Genomic DNA, 13,962 nt, shown 5'->3' with positions numbered 1-13,962 from the left:
CCTGAAAAAACCTCTTCTGGCGGGCGGTGATAATGGTCTTCGGTTTATTTAAACCATTTCATTGTTTTCATTGGGCCGTCCGGCGGGGGGTGTACGCGGTGGGGACGCGCGCGGTCTGACTAGATCAGCCCGGGGAGGATCAGTTCGTTCCCTTGCCGCCGCACTTGCCCGTGGCGACGTTGAAGTTGCCGCAGGACAGAGGCGCGCGCCAATCGGAGATCAGGTCCTTGGAATCAGGCAAATAGTCGGACCACTCGTCGCCCATCACCAGGCCCGGCGTGCGCGAGACGGTTTCGAACTGGCCGTCGGCCTGGATTTCACCGATCAGCACCGGCTTGGTGATGTGGTGGTTCGGCATCATCGTCGAATAGCCGCCGGTCAGGTTAGGCACCGAAACACCGACCATGGCGTCGATGACCTTGTCCGGATCCGTGGTGCCGGCCTTCTCGACCGCCTTCACCCACATGTTGAAGCCGATGTAATGGGCCTCCATCGGGTCGTTGGTGGTGCGCTTGTCGTTCTTGATGAACTTGTGCCAGCCGGCGATGAACTTCTTGTTCTCGGGCGTGTCGATGCTTTCAAAATAGTTCCAGGCGGCGAGATGGCCGACGAGCGGCGCGGTGTCGAGACCGGCAAGTTCTTCCTCGCCGACAGAGAAGGCCATGACCGGGATGTCCTCGGCCTTGACGCCCTGGTTGCCGAGTTCCTTGTAGAACGGCACGTTGGCATCGCCGTTGACGGTCGAGACGACGGCGGTCTTCTTGCCGGCCGAACCGAACTTCTTGATCGCCGAAACCTCGGTCTGCCAGTCGGAGAAGCCGAACGGCGTGTAGTTGACCATGATGTCTTCGGCAGCGACGCCCTTGGCCTTCAGATAGGCCTCGAGGATCTTGTTGGTGGTGCGCGGATAGACGTAGTCGGTGCCTTCGAGCACCCAGCGCTTCACCGAACCGCCGTCCTCGCTCATCAGATAATCGACCGCCGGAATGGCCTGCTGGTTCGGCGCCGCGCCCGTGTAGAACACGTTGCGCTCGCTTTCCTCGCCCTCATACTGGACGGGATAGAACAGGATGTTGTCGAGCTCGGAGAACACCGGCAACACCGATTTGCGCGACACCGAGGTCCAGCAGCCGAACACCGCCGCGACCTTGTCCTTGGAGATCAGCTCGCGCGCCTTTTCGGCGAACAGGGGCCAGTTGGAAGCAGGATCGACGACGACCGCCTCGAGCTTCTTGCCGAGCAGGCCGCCCTTGGCGTTCTGCTCGTCGATGAGCATCAGCATGGCGTCCTTCAGCGTCGTCTCCGAAATCGCCATGGTCCCCGACAGCGAATGGAGAATGCCGACCTTGATGGTGTCGTCGGCCGCCCTGGCGGGTGCGGACATCAACAGGCCGGCGGCAACCACGCTCGCCGAAAACATCTTTGTTATTGTCGAGAAATTACCCCTCATATTACAGACTCCCAAGCTGGTTGATTGCACCGCAACACTACAAAGCAACCCCCATGCCAATCGCCTTGGCGACACCAAATGGAGACGAATAGTCCAGCGTTATCAGCGTGTTGAAATGCCAGGCTTATAGAAACAAAGAGAGCTGGTTAAAAATTGATTGAGAGAAATTTGCGCAGCACACGGGGCATCTGCCTAATTTTCGCTCATTCTTATCAAATGCCTAGATTTTGATCTTCATAGGCATGTCGCAGACGACCGGTGTTGCGGCACGGTGCAAAAATAGGGCAACCTCGCGCCTCAAACGAGCGACGTCATGGTTTCAGGCATTTCACGCATTTTTATGGGTATATTGCTTGCGGCGGCAGCAAGCGGAGCCGCGCGAGCCGACTTCAGCGACGGCAAGCTGCCAGACGGCACCTATCGCTGCGAAGTGTATCTGCTTGGCATGTTCCTTAATCTCGGCGACATCACCATCAAGGGGAACGTCTACACTGGCCCATTCTACACCGGCCTCGGCACCTTCGGGACCGCGCAGCAGGGGTACAATTATCAAATGGATGCAAACGGCGGGATCTCCTGGCTCGGGCCATTGGGCGGCTATACCGCCGGCGGCAACTCGCTGTCGCTGACCCAGGCAACGTTGGACGGTCAGACCCCGCCCTCCTTCGACATCATCATGAAGCAGCCCGACGGCGCCTTCACCGCCTCGACCTGCACCAAGCAATGAGGCGGCAAGAAAAAGACGCGGAACCTTGCGGGTTCCGCGTCGTCAGGTCGTCGGAAGGATGTGACTAGATCGTCTTGGCCGACATCTGCGCGGCGATGTAATCGGCCTGGCGGATTGCCAGCGACACGATCGTCAGCGTCGGATTTTCCGCCGCACCGGTCGTGAACTGGCTGCCATCCGACACGAACAGGTTCTTGATGTCGTGCGTCTGGCCATGCTTGTTGACGACGCCGTCTTCCGCTTTTTCGCTCATCCGGTTGGTGCCGAGATTGTGGGTCGACGGATAGGGCGGCGTCGGGAAGGTGCGCGTGGCGCCGACCGCCGCATAGAGCGCAGTGGCCTGCTTGTAGGCGTGATTGCGCATCGCGGTGTCGTTCGGATGGTCGTCGAAATGCACGTCGGCGATCGGCATGCCATGCGCGTCCTTCTCGTCGGCATGCAGCGTGATGCGGTTCTCCGCGCGCGGCATGTCCTCGCCGACGATCCACAGGCCTGCCATGTGGTCGTAGTGGTCGAGCGCGGTGGTGAAGGACCGCCCCCAGGCACCCGGATCGAGGAAAGCCGCCATGAACGGCAGGCCAAGTGACAGCGTCTCGAACTCGTAGCCACCGACGAAACCACGCGACGGATCGTGGCGCGCCTCGTCGCGGATGATGCCGGCCATGGTGGTGCCGCGATACATGTGCACCGGTCTGTCGAAGATGGCATAGACCGAGCCGGTGGTGTGCCGCATGTAGTTCTTGCCCACCTGTCCCGACGAGTTGGCGAGACCATCGGGGAATTTGCCCGATGCCGAATTGAGCAACAGGCGCGGGCTTTCGATCGAGTTGCCGGCGACGGCGACGATGCGCGCCTTCTGCTCCTGCAGCTTACCGTCCTTGTCGGCATAGACGACGCCAGTCACCTTGCCCGTGGCGTCATGGTTTATCTTGATCGCCATGGCGTTCGGCCTGACCTCGAGATGGCCCGTCGCCTCGCCCTTGGGGATCTCGGTATAGAGCGTCGACCATTTGGCGCCCCATTTGCAGCCCTGGAAGCAGAAGCCGGTCTGCTGGCAGGACATGCGGTCGTCGCGCTCGATCGAGTTGATCGCCATGTTGCCGGTGTGGCATTCCTTGTAGCCGAGCTTGTCGGCGCCGGCCTTCAACACCTTGAAATTGTTGTTGCCCGGCAGCCTCGGCCAGTCATTGGTGCCGGTGACGCCCATCTTGGCTTCGGCCTTGGCATAGTAGGGCTCCATCTCGGCCAGCGTGATCGGCCAGTCCAGCAGGTTGGCGCCTTCCAATTTTCCGTAGGTCGACAGCGTCTTGAACTCATGCTCCTGGAAGCGCAGCGAGGCTCCGGCCCAATGCGTGGTCGAACCGCCGACCGACTTGACGATCCAGGCCGGCAGGTTCGGAAAATCCTTGGCCACACGCCAGTCACCGGACGTCGTGCGCTTGTCCGTCCAGGCGAGTTGGGTGAACGAACCCCATTCGTCGTTGATGAAATCCTCGTATTCGTGGCGCGCGCCGGCTTCCAGGATGACGACGTCGACACCCTTTTGGGCGAGTTCGTTGCCGAGCGTGCCGCCGCCGGCGCCCGAGCCGATGATGACGACCACGCCATCGTTGTTCAGATCAAATGAAGCTGCCATGGTTTCCTCCCATGATTTCTGTTTGCGGGTTCGGGGGCTCAGAGCCACTCGATGTCGTCGAAACCGCGCGCGATGTAGCCGCCCTTGGAATAGGATTCGCCCTCGTAGCCGAAGATCGGCCACACCTCTTTTTGGTTGTAGAGGCTGACGACGAGGCCGCCACGGATGGCCTGGAAGAACGGCGTCGCCTCGACCTGCTTCAGCACGCCGACGCGCTGGTCCTCCCAGCCGAGGCCTCGATAGCCGCCGTCACCGGCCTTCTTGTCGAGGTCGGCGATGCCGTCTTCGATCATCGCCTTGTAGGCGGCATCCTTGCCGGCCTCCTCGTCATGGCCCTTCACGGCAATGGCGTAATATTTGTCGGGGACCTGATCGTGCGGATAGATGTCGCGCGCCATCTGGATCAGCGTCGCCATGGTTTCGGGCTTGAGCGCCGATGTCTCGAGCCCCCAGGCATGTTCGGGACTGATGACCGCACTGCCGGAGATGACCAGCAGCGCGCCGATGCCACCGCGTTTGAGAAGCTCGCGACGTGAAAGCCCAGGCTTCGCGTCATAGATCGTGACCATTTTGTTCCTCCCTGCTTGCTATTTGCACCCCTTGAAGCACGTCACAATTGACGGGCTTCAAGACCTTGTTTGTGCATGTCGTCGTCCCGAAACCGCTGCGCACTTTTGGGCGACATGCTTGAGAGTGCCGTTTGCTGGCGTCGCGCCGACGAGCGCGGCCGAATATTTCCCTATTGGAAGCGACCTCCACGTTGCAGAACCTCGATCTTGTAGCCGTCGGGATCCTCGATGAAGAAGAAGCGGGCGATCAGCGACCCGTCGCGGTTGAACTCGACGATCTTCTTCGGGTTGAGGCCGAGCGCGCCGAGACGGTCATGTTCGCTGTCGAGGTCGGCGACCGAGACCGCAAGGTGACCGTAGCCGTCGCCGAGTGCGTAAGGCTCCTGCCGATCCTTGTTCACGGTCAGTTCGAGCTCGAACCCCGTCTCGGCATTGCTGAGGTAAACGAGCGTGAAAGTCTCGAAGTCCAGCCTGTCGGCGACATCGAGCCCGAAGGCATTTCTGTAGAAGTCGACGGATCGGGCCTCGTCGAGAACCCGGATCATGCTGTGAATCGCCTTGGCCAAATCAGTCTCCGCGATGGTGCGGAGGCGATTATGCGCGGCGCGGACAAAAGGTGGTGGCAGCCGGTTACCCCGCACGAGGCCGTAACCGTCCTGCATCGCCGACAGGGACAAAAGTCCGATTGCCGTCGCGGCGATTTTGCCCGAGAATGCACATGGGGACAGGTTAAGCAGTATCAAACCGCAGGCCCGTCCACCCAAGACCAACAATCACGGGAGGTTTGTCGGATGTGCAGGGTGTTTGCGGGCCAGGATCCCGAAGGCTATCGCCAGATCAACCGGTCGATTCGCATCGACGGCCACTCGACCAGCATCCAGCTTGAAGCGACATTCTGGGCCTTGCTGGACGAAATCGCTGAAAACCAGGGTTTGACGACGCCAAAATTCATCTCCAAGCTTTATGACGAAGCCATCGAGATCAACGGCGCCATTCCGAACTTTGCGTCGATGCTGCGCACCACCTGCGCGCTCTACCTGCGTGGCCACCGGCCGAGCATGGAAGAGCGGATGGTGCCGAAGCGGGAAGCCGCCTAGGGCGCTTCCACGGCGACCGCGAGCGCTAGCCGGGTCATGTCGGCGAACAACTCCTGGCGCTCGGAATAATCGATCTGTTCGCCGGTCTCGATGTCGTCGACCACGACGCAGATCGACAGCGCGCGAGCCCCGAAATGCGCGGCGATGCGATAAAGAGCGCTGGTTTCCATATCCACGGCCAGGACTCCGGCCGCCCGCGCATCGGCAAAGCGGCCGGCTCCTACGGGATGATAAAAGATGTCACTGCACACCGTTGGGCCGGTGCAATGGTCGATGCCAAGTTCGGCCGCCTTGGCAAGCGCACAGGCGAGAAGCGCCGGATCCGGGCCGGCGGGTTCATAAAGGCCGAAGACCTGACCACTCTGCGCGCTTTCCGCTTGTGCCGATTGCGAGATGACCAAGCTGCGCAGCTTTGCCTTGGCGGTCAGGCTGCCGCAGGTGCCGGTGCGGATCAGCGTCTGGGCGCCATAATAGTCAAGCAATTCATGCACATAGATCAGAAACGACGAGACGCCGATGCCGGTCGACTGGATGCTGACGGGCTTGCCGCGAAACAGTCCGGTGAAGCCAAGCGCGCCACGTCGGCGATTGATGCAGCGCGGCACTTCCAGGAAGGTTTGCGCCATCCAATCGGCGCGCTGCGGATCGCCCGGCAACAGCACCGTGTCGGCGTAGTCGTCCTTGTCCGCTTCGTTGTGCGGCGTCAATCGCTGCTCCCCAAGCCCGCTTGCCGTTTCATCCGCGATCATGGCGTTGTCACGGCGCGACGCAAGGGAAGAAAATAGAGAAGTTCTAAGACTCCAGCATGTCCTTGACGATCGTCGCCAACTGCTTGAGCGAAAACGGCTTTGGCAGGAAGCCGAAATGCGCGTCGGCCGGCAGGTTTCTGGCGAATGCGTCCTCGGCATAACCGGACACGAAGACAAACTTGATGTCCGGCTGGCGCTTGCGCAACTCACCAAGCAGGGTCGGTCCATCCATTTCCGGCATCACCACGTCGGAAACGACGATGTCGACCTTGCCGCCCAGCGCGTCGAACACTTCCAGCGCCTCGACGCCCGAAGACGCCTCATGCACGGTGTAGCCACGCGACACCAGCGCCCGCATGCCGCCCATGCGCACGGCATCCTCGTCCTCGACGAGCAGCACCGTGGCCGAGCCAGACAGGTCCTTGGCCGCATCGGCCACCTTCACCGGTGCCGCCGGCACATCGTCGGGCTCGCCCGCTTTTTTCAGCTCCGCGATATGACGTGGCAGGAAAATGCGGAAAGTCGACCCTTTGCCGACCTCGGAATCGCAGTAGATGAAGCCGCCGGTCTGCTTGATGATGCCGTAGACCATCGACAGGCCAAGGCCGGTGCCCTTGCCGACTTCCTTGGTGGTGAAGAAGGGCTCGAAAATCTTCTTCAGCACGTCGGGCGCGATACCGCTGCCGGTGTCCTCGACTTCGACCACGACATAGTCGGCCGGGGTGAGTTCACGATAGGAAAAGGCCTTGCATTCCTCGGCGGTCACATTGCGGGTGCGCACGGTGAGATCACCACCCCCCGGCATGGCGTCGCGCGCGTTGACCGCGAGGTTGACCACCACCTGCTCGAACTGCCCGATATCGACCTTGACCGGCCACAGGTCGCGGCCATGGTCGACCTTCAGCTTGATATCGTTGCCGACCAGGCGGGCCAGCAGCATCCGGAGATCGGCGAGCACGTCGGTCAGGTTGAGCACTTCCGGCCGCAACGTCTGCTTGCGCGAGAAGGCCAGCAACTGCCGCACCAGCGAAGCCGCCCGGTTGGCGTTCTGCTTGATGTTCATGATGTCGGGGAAGGATGGATCCGACGGACGGTGGTTGGTCAACAAAAGGTCGGACGCCATGATGATGGCGGTCAGCACATTGTTGAAATCATGCGCGATGCCGCCGGCAAGCTGGCCCACCGCCTGCATCTTCTGGCTTTGCGCCATCTGCCCTTCGAGCGCTTTCTGCTCCGTCGTCTCGACGGCGTAGACGATGGCGGACTCCTCGGCGCCCTCGCCGCCGGTACCGTCGGCGACAGCGTTGACGTAGAAACGGATGTGCCGCTCGTCATTGCCGGGCAGAAGCGTATCGATCGGCTCGATGTCGGCCTGCCGCTGCTGCGCCTTTTCGAAAGCAGCCGCGAAGGCCGGCCGGTCGCGTTCATGGATGACCGTGTCGAGCCGCACACGGCGATCGACGGCGTCGCGGTCGACGACGGATGAAAACAGCGACAGGAACGGCGCATTGGTGCGCAGGATGCGCCCGTCGTGGTCGACGCCGGCTATCGCCATCGGTGTCGAATTGAAGAAGCGGGTGAAGCGCACTTCCGAGGCCCGCAAATCGGCAGAGGAGTCCTCGCCTTGCGTACGGTTGAGCACGATCGTGCGTGTCGGCCCGTTGAGGCCTTCGCGGCTGGCCGACACGCGATGCATGAAGCGCACCGGCAGCGCCTCGCCCGTCATCGTCGTCAAGTCGAGATCGATGACCGCGTTGCGCGTCGTGCCGGGATCGGCCTTGACCGAACGGACCAGCGCCATGCCGTCGCCGGCCACGATCTCGGCCAGGGAGACCGCACCGGGCGTGAAGCTGGTGAGGTCGATGCCCAGCCATTCGGCGAGCGTGGCATTGATGTAGGTGACGCGGCCCTCCTGATCGGCCGAAAAGAAGCCGGCCGGCGCGTGGTCGAGATGATCTATCGCCTGCTGCAAATCTAGAAAGAACCGCTCCTGCTCGGCCCGCTCCTGCGAGATGTCGGCAAGCTGCCAAGCGAGCATGGGCAGCCGCTGGCCCGGAACGCTGAAGGTGCGGGCGCGCGCCCGGTACCAGCGGGCGCCGGGCTCGGCACCGGGCCGAATGGATTGCGCGAGCCGAAACTCGCCATCGCCCGGCTGGCCGTCGCGCAGGCCGGACGCCAGGCGATAGATCGTCACCGACGCTTCGGGGACATCCGAGAGCAACCCCTCGACCGTCTTCAGGTCGGCCGCCGACGACGCTCCGGTCATATCGGCATAGGCGCGATTGGCGTAGACGACACGGCCCTTGGTGTCGGTGACGAGAAGGCCCTGCGACATCGAATCGACGAAGGATTTCGACAGTTCGTCGCCCGTCGAGCGCGGCGTGACCTGCACGAAGCCGATCGCCGTGGCAAACAGGAAGCCGACGCCGATCATCGCCAGCACGCCGAGCATGCCGAGCAGGAAAGGATCGCCGAGGCGCTCGCGGAAAAGGCCGAAGACGATCGCCGCCCCCGTCAGAACGACGATGAAAATGATGAGCCGGGTGACCGCGCCCGGTCGCGTGTTCTGGTCGACGATCGGTACCGGATAGAAATCGCCGCGCGCTTCCTTGGCCATATGCCCCCTGCTCGTGAATTCCGGTGTTCCGACATCCGCCCCTAGCGGGTTGAATCACATTCTCCTAGTCCGGAAAAGGCCTTGGCGGCAAATGTCGGATAAAAATGATGTCTTCAAGCCTTCGGAGTTTTTCTAGCTGTTCACCAGCGTGAAACGCAACTTGCGGTGGCCCGCCGCAACGGTCTAGTGTCGCGTCACTTCCAAGGGCAATCAGGGGAAACCGATGCAATGGCTGGATAGCGTGGCGGGTCCTGGTTATGCCGCGGCACTGTTGTGGACGTTTGCAGCACTTGTCCTGCTGGTCATCGTTCTCATCATCGTCAAGCTGGTGCGCAATCTGACGTTCGGAACCTTCGTTGCCGGCGGCAGGAACCGCAAGACACGGCTGGCCGTCATGGACGCCACCGCCGTCGACAGCCATCGCCGGCTGGTGCTGGTGCGCCGCGATGACATCGAGCATCTGCTTCTGATCGGCGGCCCGACCGACCTCGTCGTCGAGCGCGATATCCGTCTTTCGGCGCCGCGGCGTCCGGCATTGACCGGAGACGGCGGCTTGCAGCCGGTGCCGGCCGCCGCGGCCCCGGCGGCAAGGCCGCGTCCGCCGCAACCCGCTCCACCGCCGCCAAGACAGGCACCGGCTCCGCAGCCGGCGAACACAGCGCCGCCCGCTCGCCCGCGCCAAACAGCACCGGCACCGCCAACCGCGGCGCAAAGCTACCAGCCGACCAATGTCACGCCGCTGCCCGCCTACGGCTCCGCGAATGCCAATGTCGTCCGGCCTGCACCACTGCCGCCGCCGAGACAGGAGAGCATCGACGACACGCTGATGAGGGAACTCGAAGTGTCGCTCGACCAGCCCCGCTCCGGCAGCCCGGCGGGCAAGCCGGCGGCCAAGACACCACAGTCGCTCGACGATGAAATGACCAAGCTTCTCGGCGAACTCTCCAGCCAGAAGCGATGAGCGGCCCCTGATTAGCTATCCCAAGCGAAAATCGTAACCGGTTTGGCTGCCGAACCACCTTTCGGAAGGCCCATACGTCAAGGGCCATGGGGTCAAGAGCCCATGCTTCAAGGTTTTGTGGATTTCGTGCGCCCTGACCGGTCTGCCGCGCCAATGAAATGGCCGGAAAACCGGCCATTTCAAAATCAACGTCGCTCATGACGGCCGGTCGTGCGCCGCCGGCTTTGACTCTCAGTCGTCGCGGTAGACTTTTTCGCGGCGCTCATGCCGCTCCTGCGCTTCGATCGACAACGTCGCGATCGGACGTGCATCGAGCCGCTTCAGCGCGATCGGCTCGCCGGTCTCTTCGCAATAGCCATAAGTGCCTTCGTCGATGCGCTGCAGCGCGGAATCGATCTTTGCAATGAGCTTGCGCTGACGGTCACGCGCCCTGAGTTCGATGGCGCGGTCGGTTTCCGAAGAGGCGCGATCGGCCAGATCGGGATGGTTGGCGTTTTCTTGTTGCAGGATTTCCAGTGTTTCGCGCGCTTCGCGCAATATGTCGTTCTTCCAGGTGACGAGCTTTGAGCGGAAATAGGATTTCTGCCGCTCGTTCATGAACGGCTCGTCTTCGGAGGGTACGTAATCGGCGGTAACGATGTCGTTCATTCGACTCACCCAAACTGCCCCAAATTTGGCGCCTATATATTCGCCGTCCGACGCCTGCACAAGCGCAATCAGCCGCTGTCTCACGCAATTGTTAATGTGCGCCGGAGCGCACCTTTGCAGCGGTGCGCGGTGGTCTTGATACCAAACTACGCTGTGACACGTTGGATCCTGTGAAACATGCTTTCGGAACATCGGCTGTGATCTTCGGCCGATGCACTATCGCCTTTTGCGGCACCGCATCATGGGTGATTCGGGTATTCGAGGCACACGAGCCATTGTGCGCAACGCGTTCTCGTGGCTAATCCCGGAAGGCCACGGCATTCGGAGGTTGGGTGAGCAGGCTTTATCTGTTGCGACATGCCAAGGCTGGCTGGGCACTGCCCGGCATGCGCGATTTCGATCGCCCGCTCGATGCATCCGGCCGCGCCGACGCCGAAATGATGGGCGCCGCCATGCGCTCCCGCTCCTATGTTCCGGACCTGACGCTGTGCTCCAATGCCAAACGCGCCAAGGAGACGCTGGAAGGCCTGGCCGGCCAGACCGACACCGGTCGGGTGCTGTTCTTCGACACGCTCTACAGCGCGGACGCGGCCGGCTACCTCCATCTCATCCGCGACAATGGCGGATCGGGCTCCTTGCTGGTCATCGGCCACAATCCGATGACGGAAGATCTCACCATGGCGGTTTCGGGCGATGGCGACGAGACGGCGCGGGCAACACTCAACCATGGGTTCCCGACCGCGGGCCTGGCGGTCGTCCGCTTCGACGGCGATCTTGCCAAGGCCGCCCAGGGCACCGGCTATCTCGAAGCGTTCCTGACGCCGGCCAATCTCTGAAGCCATTTCAAACGCGGGTTGCAGAGCCTATATCGGGCGGAGGCAAGCCCAAGAGAGCACATTTTGGCATCATCGCTGACCACCTTCACCGACGAGGCGAGGATTGCCCTCGACACGCTGTCGGGACGCGCTACCGGGCTTTTTTCCCCATCGCTGCGCCTCGGCGTGACCGGATTGTCCCGCGCGGGCAAGACGGTGTTCATATCGGCCCTTGTCCACAACTTGATCCATGGCGGGCGCCTGCCGCTGTTCAAGGCACAGAAATCAGGGCGCATCGCCCGCGCCTTCCTTGAGCAGCAGCCGGACGACGCCGTGCCGCGCTTCCAGTACGAAGACCACATCGCCGCCTTGGTCAACGACCGCGCCTGGCCCGATTCGACGCGCGCCATTTCGGAACTGCGGCTGACCATCGAATATGAATCGGCCTCCGGCTGGAGCCGCATGTTCTCCTCCGGCAGATTGTCGGTCGATATCGTCGACTATCCCGGCGAATGGCTGCTCGACCTGCCGCTGCTCGGCAAATCCTTCGCCGATTTTTCGCACGAAGCATTCGAAATGGCCGTTCTGCCGGTGCGCGAGGACCTGTCGCAGGCCTGGCGGGCGCTGTCGGCGGAGATCAACCCGAACGCCGATGCCGACGAGATGACGGCGCGCCGCCTGGCCGAAAGTTTCGCCGCCTATCTGAAGGCATGTAAGCTCGACGACCGGGCGCTTTCGACCTTGCCGCCCGGCCGCTTCCTGATGCCTGGCGATCTCGAGGGCTCGCCAGCACTGACCTTCGCGCCTCTGGCTGGGATTGGCGACAAGCGTCCGCGCCCAGGGTCGCTGCACGCCATGATGGACAGGCGTTACGAGGCCTACAAGACGCATGTCGTGAAACCGTTCTTCCGCGAACACATCACCCGCCTCGATCGCCAGATCGTGCTGATCGACGCCATGCAGGCGCTGAACGCCGGTCCCGGCGCCATGGCCGACCTGGAGCGCGCGGTGACCGAGATCCTCAGTTGTTTCCGTCCCGGCCGCGGCAGCTTCCTCACTGACCTGTTCTCGCGGCGCATCGACCGCATACTGGTTGCCGCGACCAAGGCCGATCACCTGCACCACGAAAGCCATGACCGCCTGCAGGCGATCGTGCGGCGGCTTGCCGACCGCGCCGTGGCGCGCGCGAATTTCACCGGCGCGGATGTCGATGTCGTCGCCATGGCGGCGATGCGCGCGACACGCGAAGGCACCGTCAAGCAGGGTCGAGAGACGTTGCCAGTCATCATCGGCACGCCGATCGCCGACGAGAGGATCAACGGCGAAACCTTTGATGGAAAGACGGAAACAGCCATATTTCCCGGTGACTTACCGGAGAATATTGATGCGGTGTTCGATGTTTCGGGCCCCGACCATAAGCAGGACTCCGCGGATCACGCAATTCGCTTCGTCCGTTTCCGTCCACCAAAGCTCGAACGCACGGCCGAAGGTGTCACGCTGTCGTTGCCGCATATCAGGCTCGATCGTGCCTTGCAGTTCCTGATCGGAGATCATCTGGCATGACCGCCCCCCGCAAGCCGGCGGCATTCCGCATCGAGCCGGAAGCCACATCGAGACAATCGGCCCCTGGGCCTCGCAACGACCAGGCTGAGACCCGTGCCCAGGCCGCAATCCGTGCCCAGACCGACACCAAACGCAAACCCCGTGCGATGAAAACCGATGTCGCGATGGTCATACCGGCGGATGTCGATGTCTTCGACGAGCCCGACATCATTGCCGCGGAGCCGCCGCCAGCGATCGCCCCCAAAAAACGCTCGCTGCTCGGCAGCATCTTCTTCGGCGCTTTTGGTGTCCTGGTTTCGCTGGCTGTCGGCCTGTGGACCGACCAGCTCATACGCGACCTCTTCGCGCGCGCCGAATGGCTGGGCTGGCTGGCCGCGGGCATGGCTGCCATCGCCGTGCTGGCGCTTGTGGTGATCCTGATTCGCGAGTTTCTGGCGATTGCCCGCCTCGCCGAGGTCGAAAAGCTGCAGAAGCGGGCGCTCGACGCGATCGCGCGTGACGATCCCAAGGCAGCACGATCGGTCGTCGACGAACTGTCGGCCTTTGTCGCGGCCAAACCCGAGACTGCGGCCGGCCGGCGCGCGCTGGCCGAACTGCGTGGCGAAATCATCGACGGCGGCAATCTTGTGCGCCTGGCCGAGGCCGAAATTCTCGGCCCCCTCGATGCCAGGGCGAAGGTGATGATTCTCGAGGCCGCCAAACGCGTCTCGCTGGTGACGGCGGTCAGCCCGCGCGCGCTCGTCGATGTCGCCTATGTCGTGTTCGAGGCCGGGCGGCTCATCCGCCGCCTGTCGGAACTCTATGGCGGACGGCCGGGAACACTGGGTTTCTTCCGCCTGGCGCGCAGCGTGCTGGCGCATCTGGCGGTTACCGGCTCGATCGCGATCGGCGACAGTTTCGTCCAGCAGATCGTCGGCCACGGCCTGGCGGCGCGTCTTTCGGCCAAGCTTGGCGAGGGCGTCGTCAACGGCATGATGACGGCGCGCATCGGCATCGCGGCGATGGAGACGGCGCGCCCCCTGCCCTTCAGCGCCGCGAAGCGTCCCGGACTGGGCGATTTCCTCTCCGCGCTGACATCGTTTGCCACCAGGAAAGACAGTGAAGCAGCCCCGCCTGGCAAGTAAGCCGGG

General features: G+C 62.6%; 13 protein-coding genes. 6 read left to right on the top strand and 7 right to left on the bottom strand.

Annotated elements, in window-relative coordinates; genetic code table 11:
- Window positions 1-139: 139 nt before the first annotated feature.
- Complete coding sequence (urtA, locus tag NKH19_RS21780) at window positions 140-1,450, bottom strand: urea ABC transporter substrate-binding protein (RefSeq protein ID WP_352870909.1); 1,311 nt, start codon at window positions 1,448-1,450, stop codon at window positions 140-142.
- A 313-nt stretch (window positions 1,451-1,763) separates the two neighbouring features.
- Here urtA and NKH19_RS21775 point away from each other — a divergent pair, with 313 nt between their 5' ends.
- A complete protein-coding gene (locus NKH19_RS21775; protein WP_352870908.1) occupies window positions 1,764-2,177 on the top strand; it encodes a hypothetical protein in 414 nt (137 codons plus the stop codon).
- 64 nt (window positions 2,178-2,241) lie between these two features.
- Here the strand turns inward: NKH19_RS21775 and NKH19_RS21770 are convergent, their stop codons facing one another.
- The 3 genes from NKH19_RS21770 to NKH19_RS21760 form a co-directional block, all read right to left on the bottom strand.
- Window positions 2,242-3,813, bottom strand: coding sequence for a GMC family oxidoreductase (locus NKH19_RS21770; protein ID WP_352870907.1), 1,572 nt, complete (start codon window positions 3,811-3,813; stop codon window positions 2,242-2,244).
- 38 nt (window positions 3,814-3,851) lie between these two features.
- A complete protein-coding gene (locus NKH19_RS21765; RefSeq protein ID WP_352870906.1) occupies window positions 3,852-4,382 on the bottom strand; it encodes a gluconate 2-dehydrogenase subunit 3 family protein in 531 nt (176 codons plus the stop codon).
- Window positions 4,383-4,552: 170 nt separating this feature from the next.
- A complete protein-coding gene (locus NKH19_RS21760) occupies window positions 4,553-4,948 on the bottom strand; it encodes a VOC family protein (protein WP_352870905.1) in 396 nt (131 codons plus the stop codon).
- A 225-nt stretch (window positions 4,949-5,173) separates the two neighbouring features.
- Here NKH19_RS21760 and NKH19_RS21755 point away from each other — a divergent pair, with 225 nt between their 5' ends.
- The gene (locus NKH19_RS21755) at window positions 5,174-5,479 is read left to right on the top strand and encodes a ribbon-helix-helix domain-containing protein (protein ID WP_352870912.1); all 306 of its coding nucleotides are present in this window, start codon (window positions 5,174-5,176) and stop codon (window positions 5,477-5,479) included.
- Here NKH19_RS21755 and NKH19_RS21750 read toward each other — a convergent pair.
- Both NKH19_RS21750 and cckA read right to left on the bottom strand, forming a co-directional pair.
- Entirely contained in the window at window positions 5,476-6,186 is a 711-nt protein-coding gene (locus NKH19_RS21750) for a purine-nucleoside phosphorylase (protein ID WP_352870911.1), read from the bottom strand. The genes NKH19_RS21755 and NKH19_RS21750 overlap by 4 nt on opposite strands.
- Window positions 6,187-6,271: 85 nt before the next feature.
- The gene (gene cckA, locus NKH19_RS21745; protein ID WP_352870904.1) at window positions 6,272-8,845 is read right to left on the bottom strand and encodes a cell cycle histidine kinase CckA; all 2,574 of its coding nucleotides are present in this window, start codon (window positions 8,843-8,845) and stop codon (window positions 6,272-6,274) included.
- A 223-nt stretch (window positions 8,846-9,068) separates the two neighbouring features.
- Here cckA and NKH19_RS21740 point away from each other — a divergent pair, with 223 nt between their 5' ends.
- Window positions 9,069-9,806, top strand: a complete 738-nt coding sequence (locus NKH19_RS21740) for a hypothetical protein (RefSeq protein WP_352870903.1) — start codon at window positions 9,069-9,071, stop codon at window positions 9,804-9,806.
- Between the two features lie 231 nt (window positions 9,807-10,037).
- Here the strand turns inward: NKH19_RS21740 and dksA are convergent, their stop codons facing one another.
- Complete coding sequence (dksA, locus tag NKH19_RS21735; protein WP_013531862.1) at window positions 10,038-10,454, bottom strand: RNA polymerase-binding protein DksA; 417 nt, start codon at window positions 10,452-10,454, stop codon at window positions 10,038-10,040.
- 332 nt (window positions 10,455-10,786) lie between these two features.
- On the opposite strand from dksA, the gene NKH19_RS21730 reads away from it, so the two are divergent.
- The 3 genes from NKH19_RS21730 (at window position 10,787) to NKH19_RS21720 (ending at window position 13,956) form a co-directional block, all read left to right on the top strand.
- Window positions 10,787-11,290 (top strand): SixA phosphatase family protein, encoded by a 504-nt coding sequence (locus NKH19_RS21730; RefSeq protein ID WP_352870901.1) that lies wholly within the window; start codon window positions 10,787-10,789, stop codon window positions 11,288-11,290.
- Window positions 11,291-11,353: 63 nt separating this feature from the next.
- Complete coding sequence (locus tag NKH19_RS21725; protein ID WP_352870900.1) at window positions 11,354-12,832, top strand: YcjX family GTP-binding protein; 1,479 nt, start codon at window positions 11,354-11,356, stop codon at window positions 12,830-12,832.
- Window positions 12,829-13,956, top strand: coding sequence for a YcjF family protein (locus NKH19_RS21720; RefSeq protein ID WP_352870899.1), 1,128 nt, complete (start codon window positions 12,829-12,831; stop codon window positions 13,954-13,956). Before NKH19_RS21725 ends, NKH19_RS21720 begins: the two co-directional genes overlap by 4 nt.
- The last annotated feature ends 6 nt before the right edge of the window (window positions 13,957-13,962 follow it).

The organism is Mesorhizobium sp. M1338, assembly GCF_040318045.1.
Classification (GTDB): domain Bacteria; phylum Pseudomonadota; class Alphaproteobacteria; order Rhizobiales; family Rhizobiaceae; genus Mesorhizobium.
Note: the sequence above shows the minus strand (reverse complement) of the source record. Positions and strands in the feature narration are given on the sequence as shown.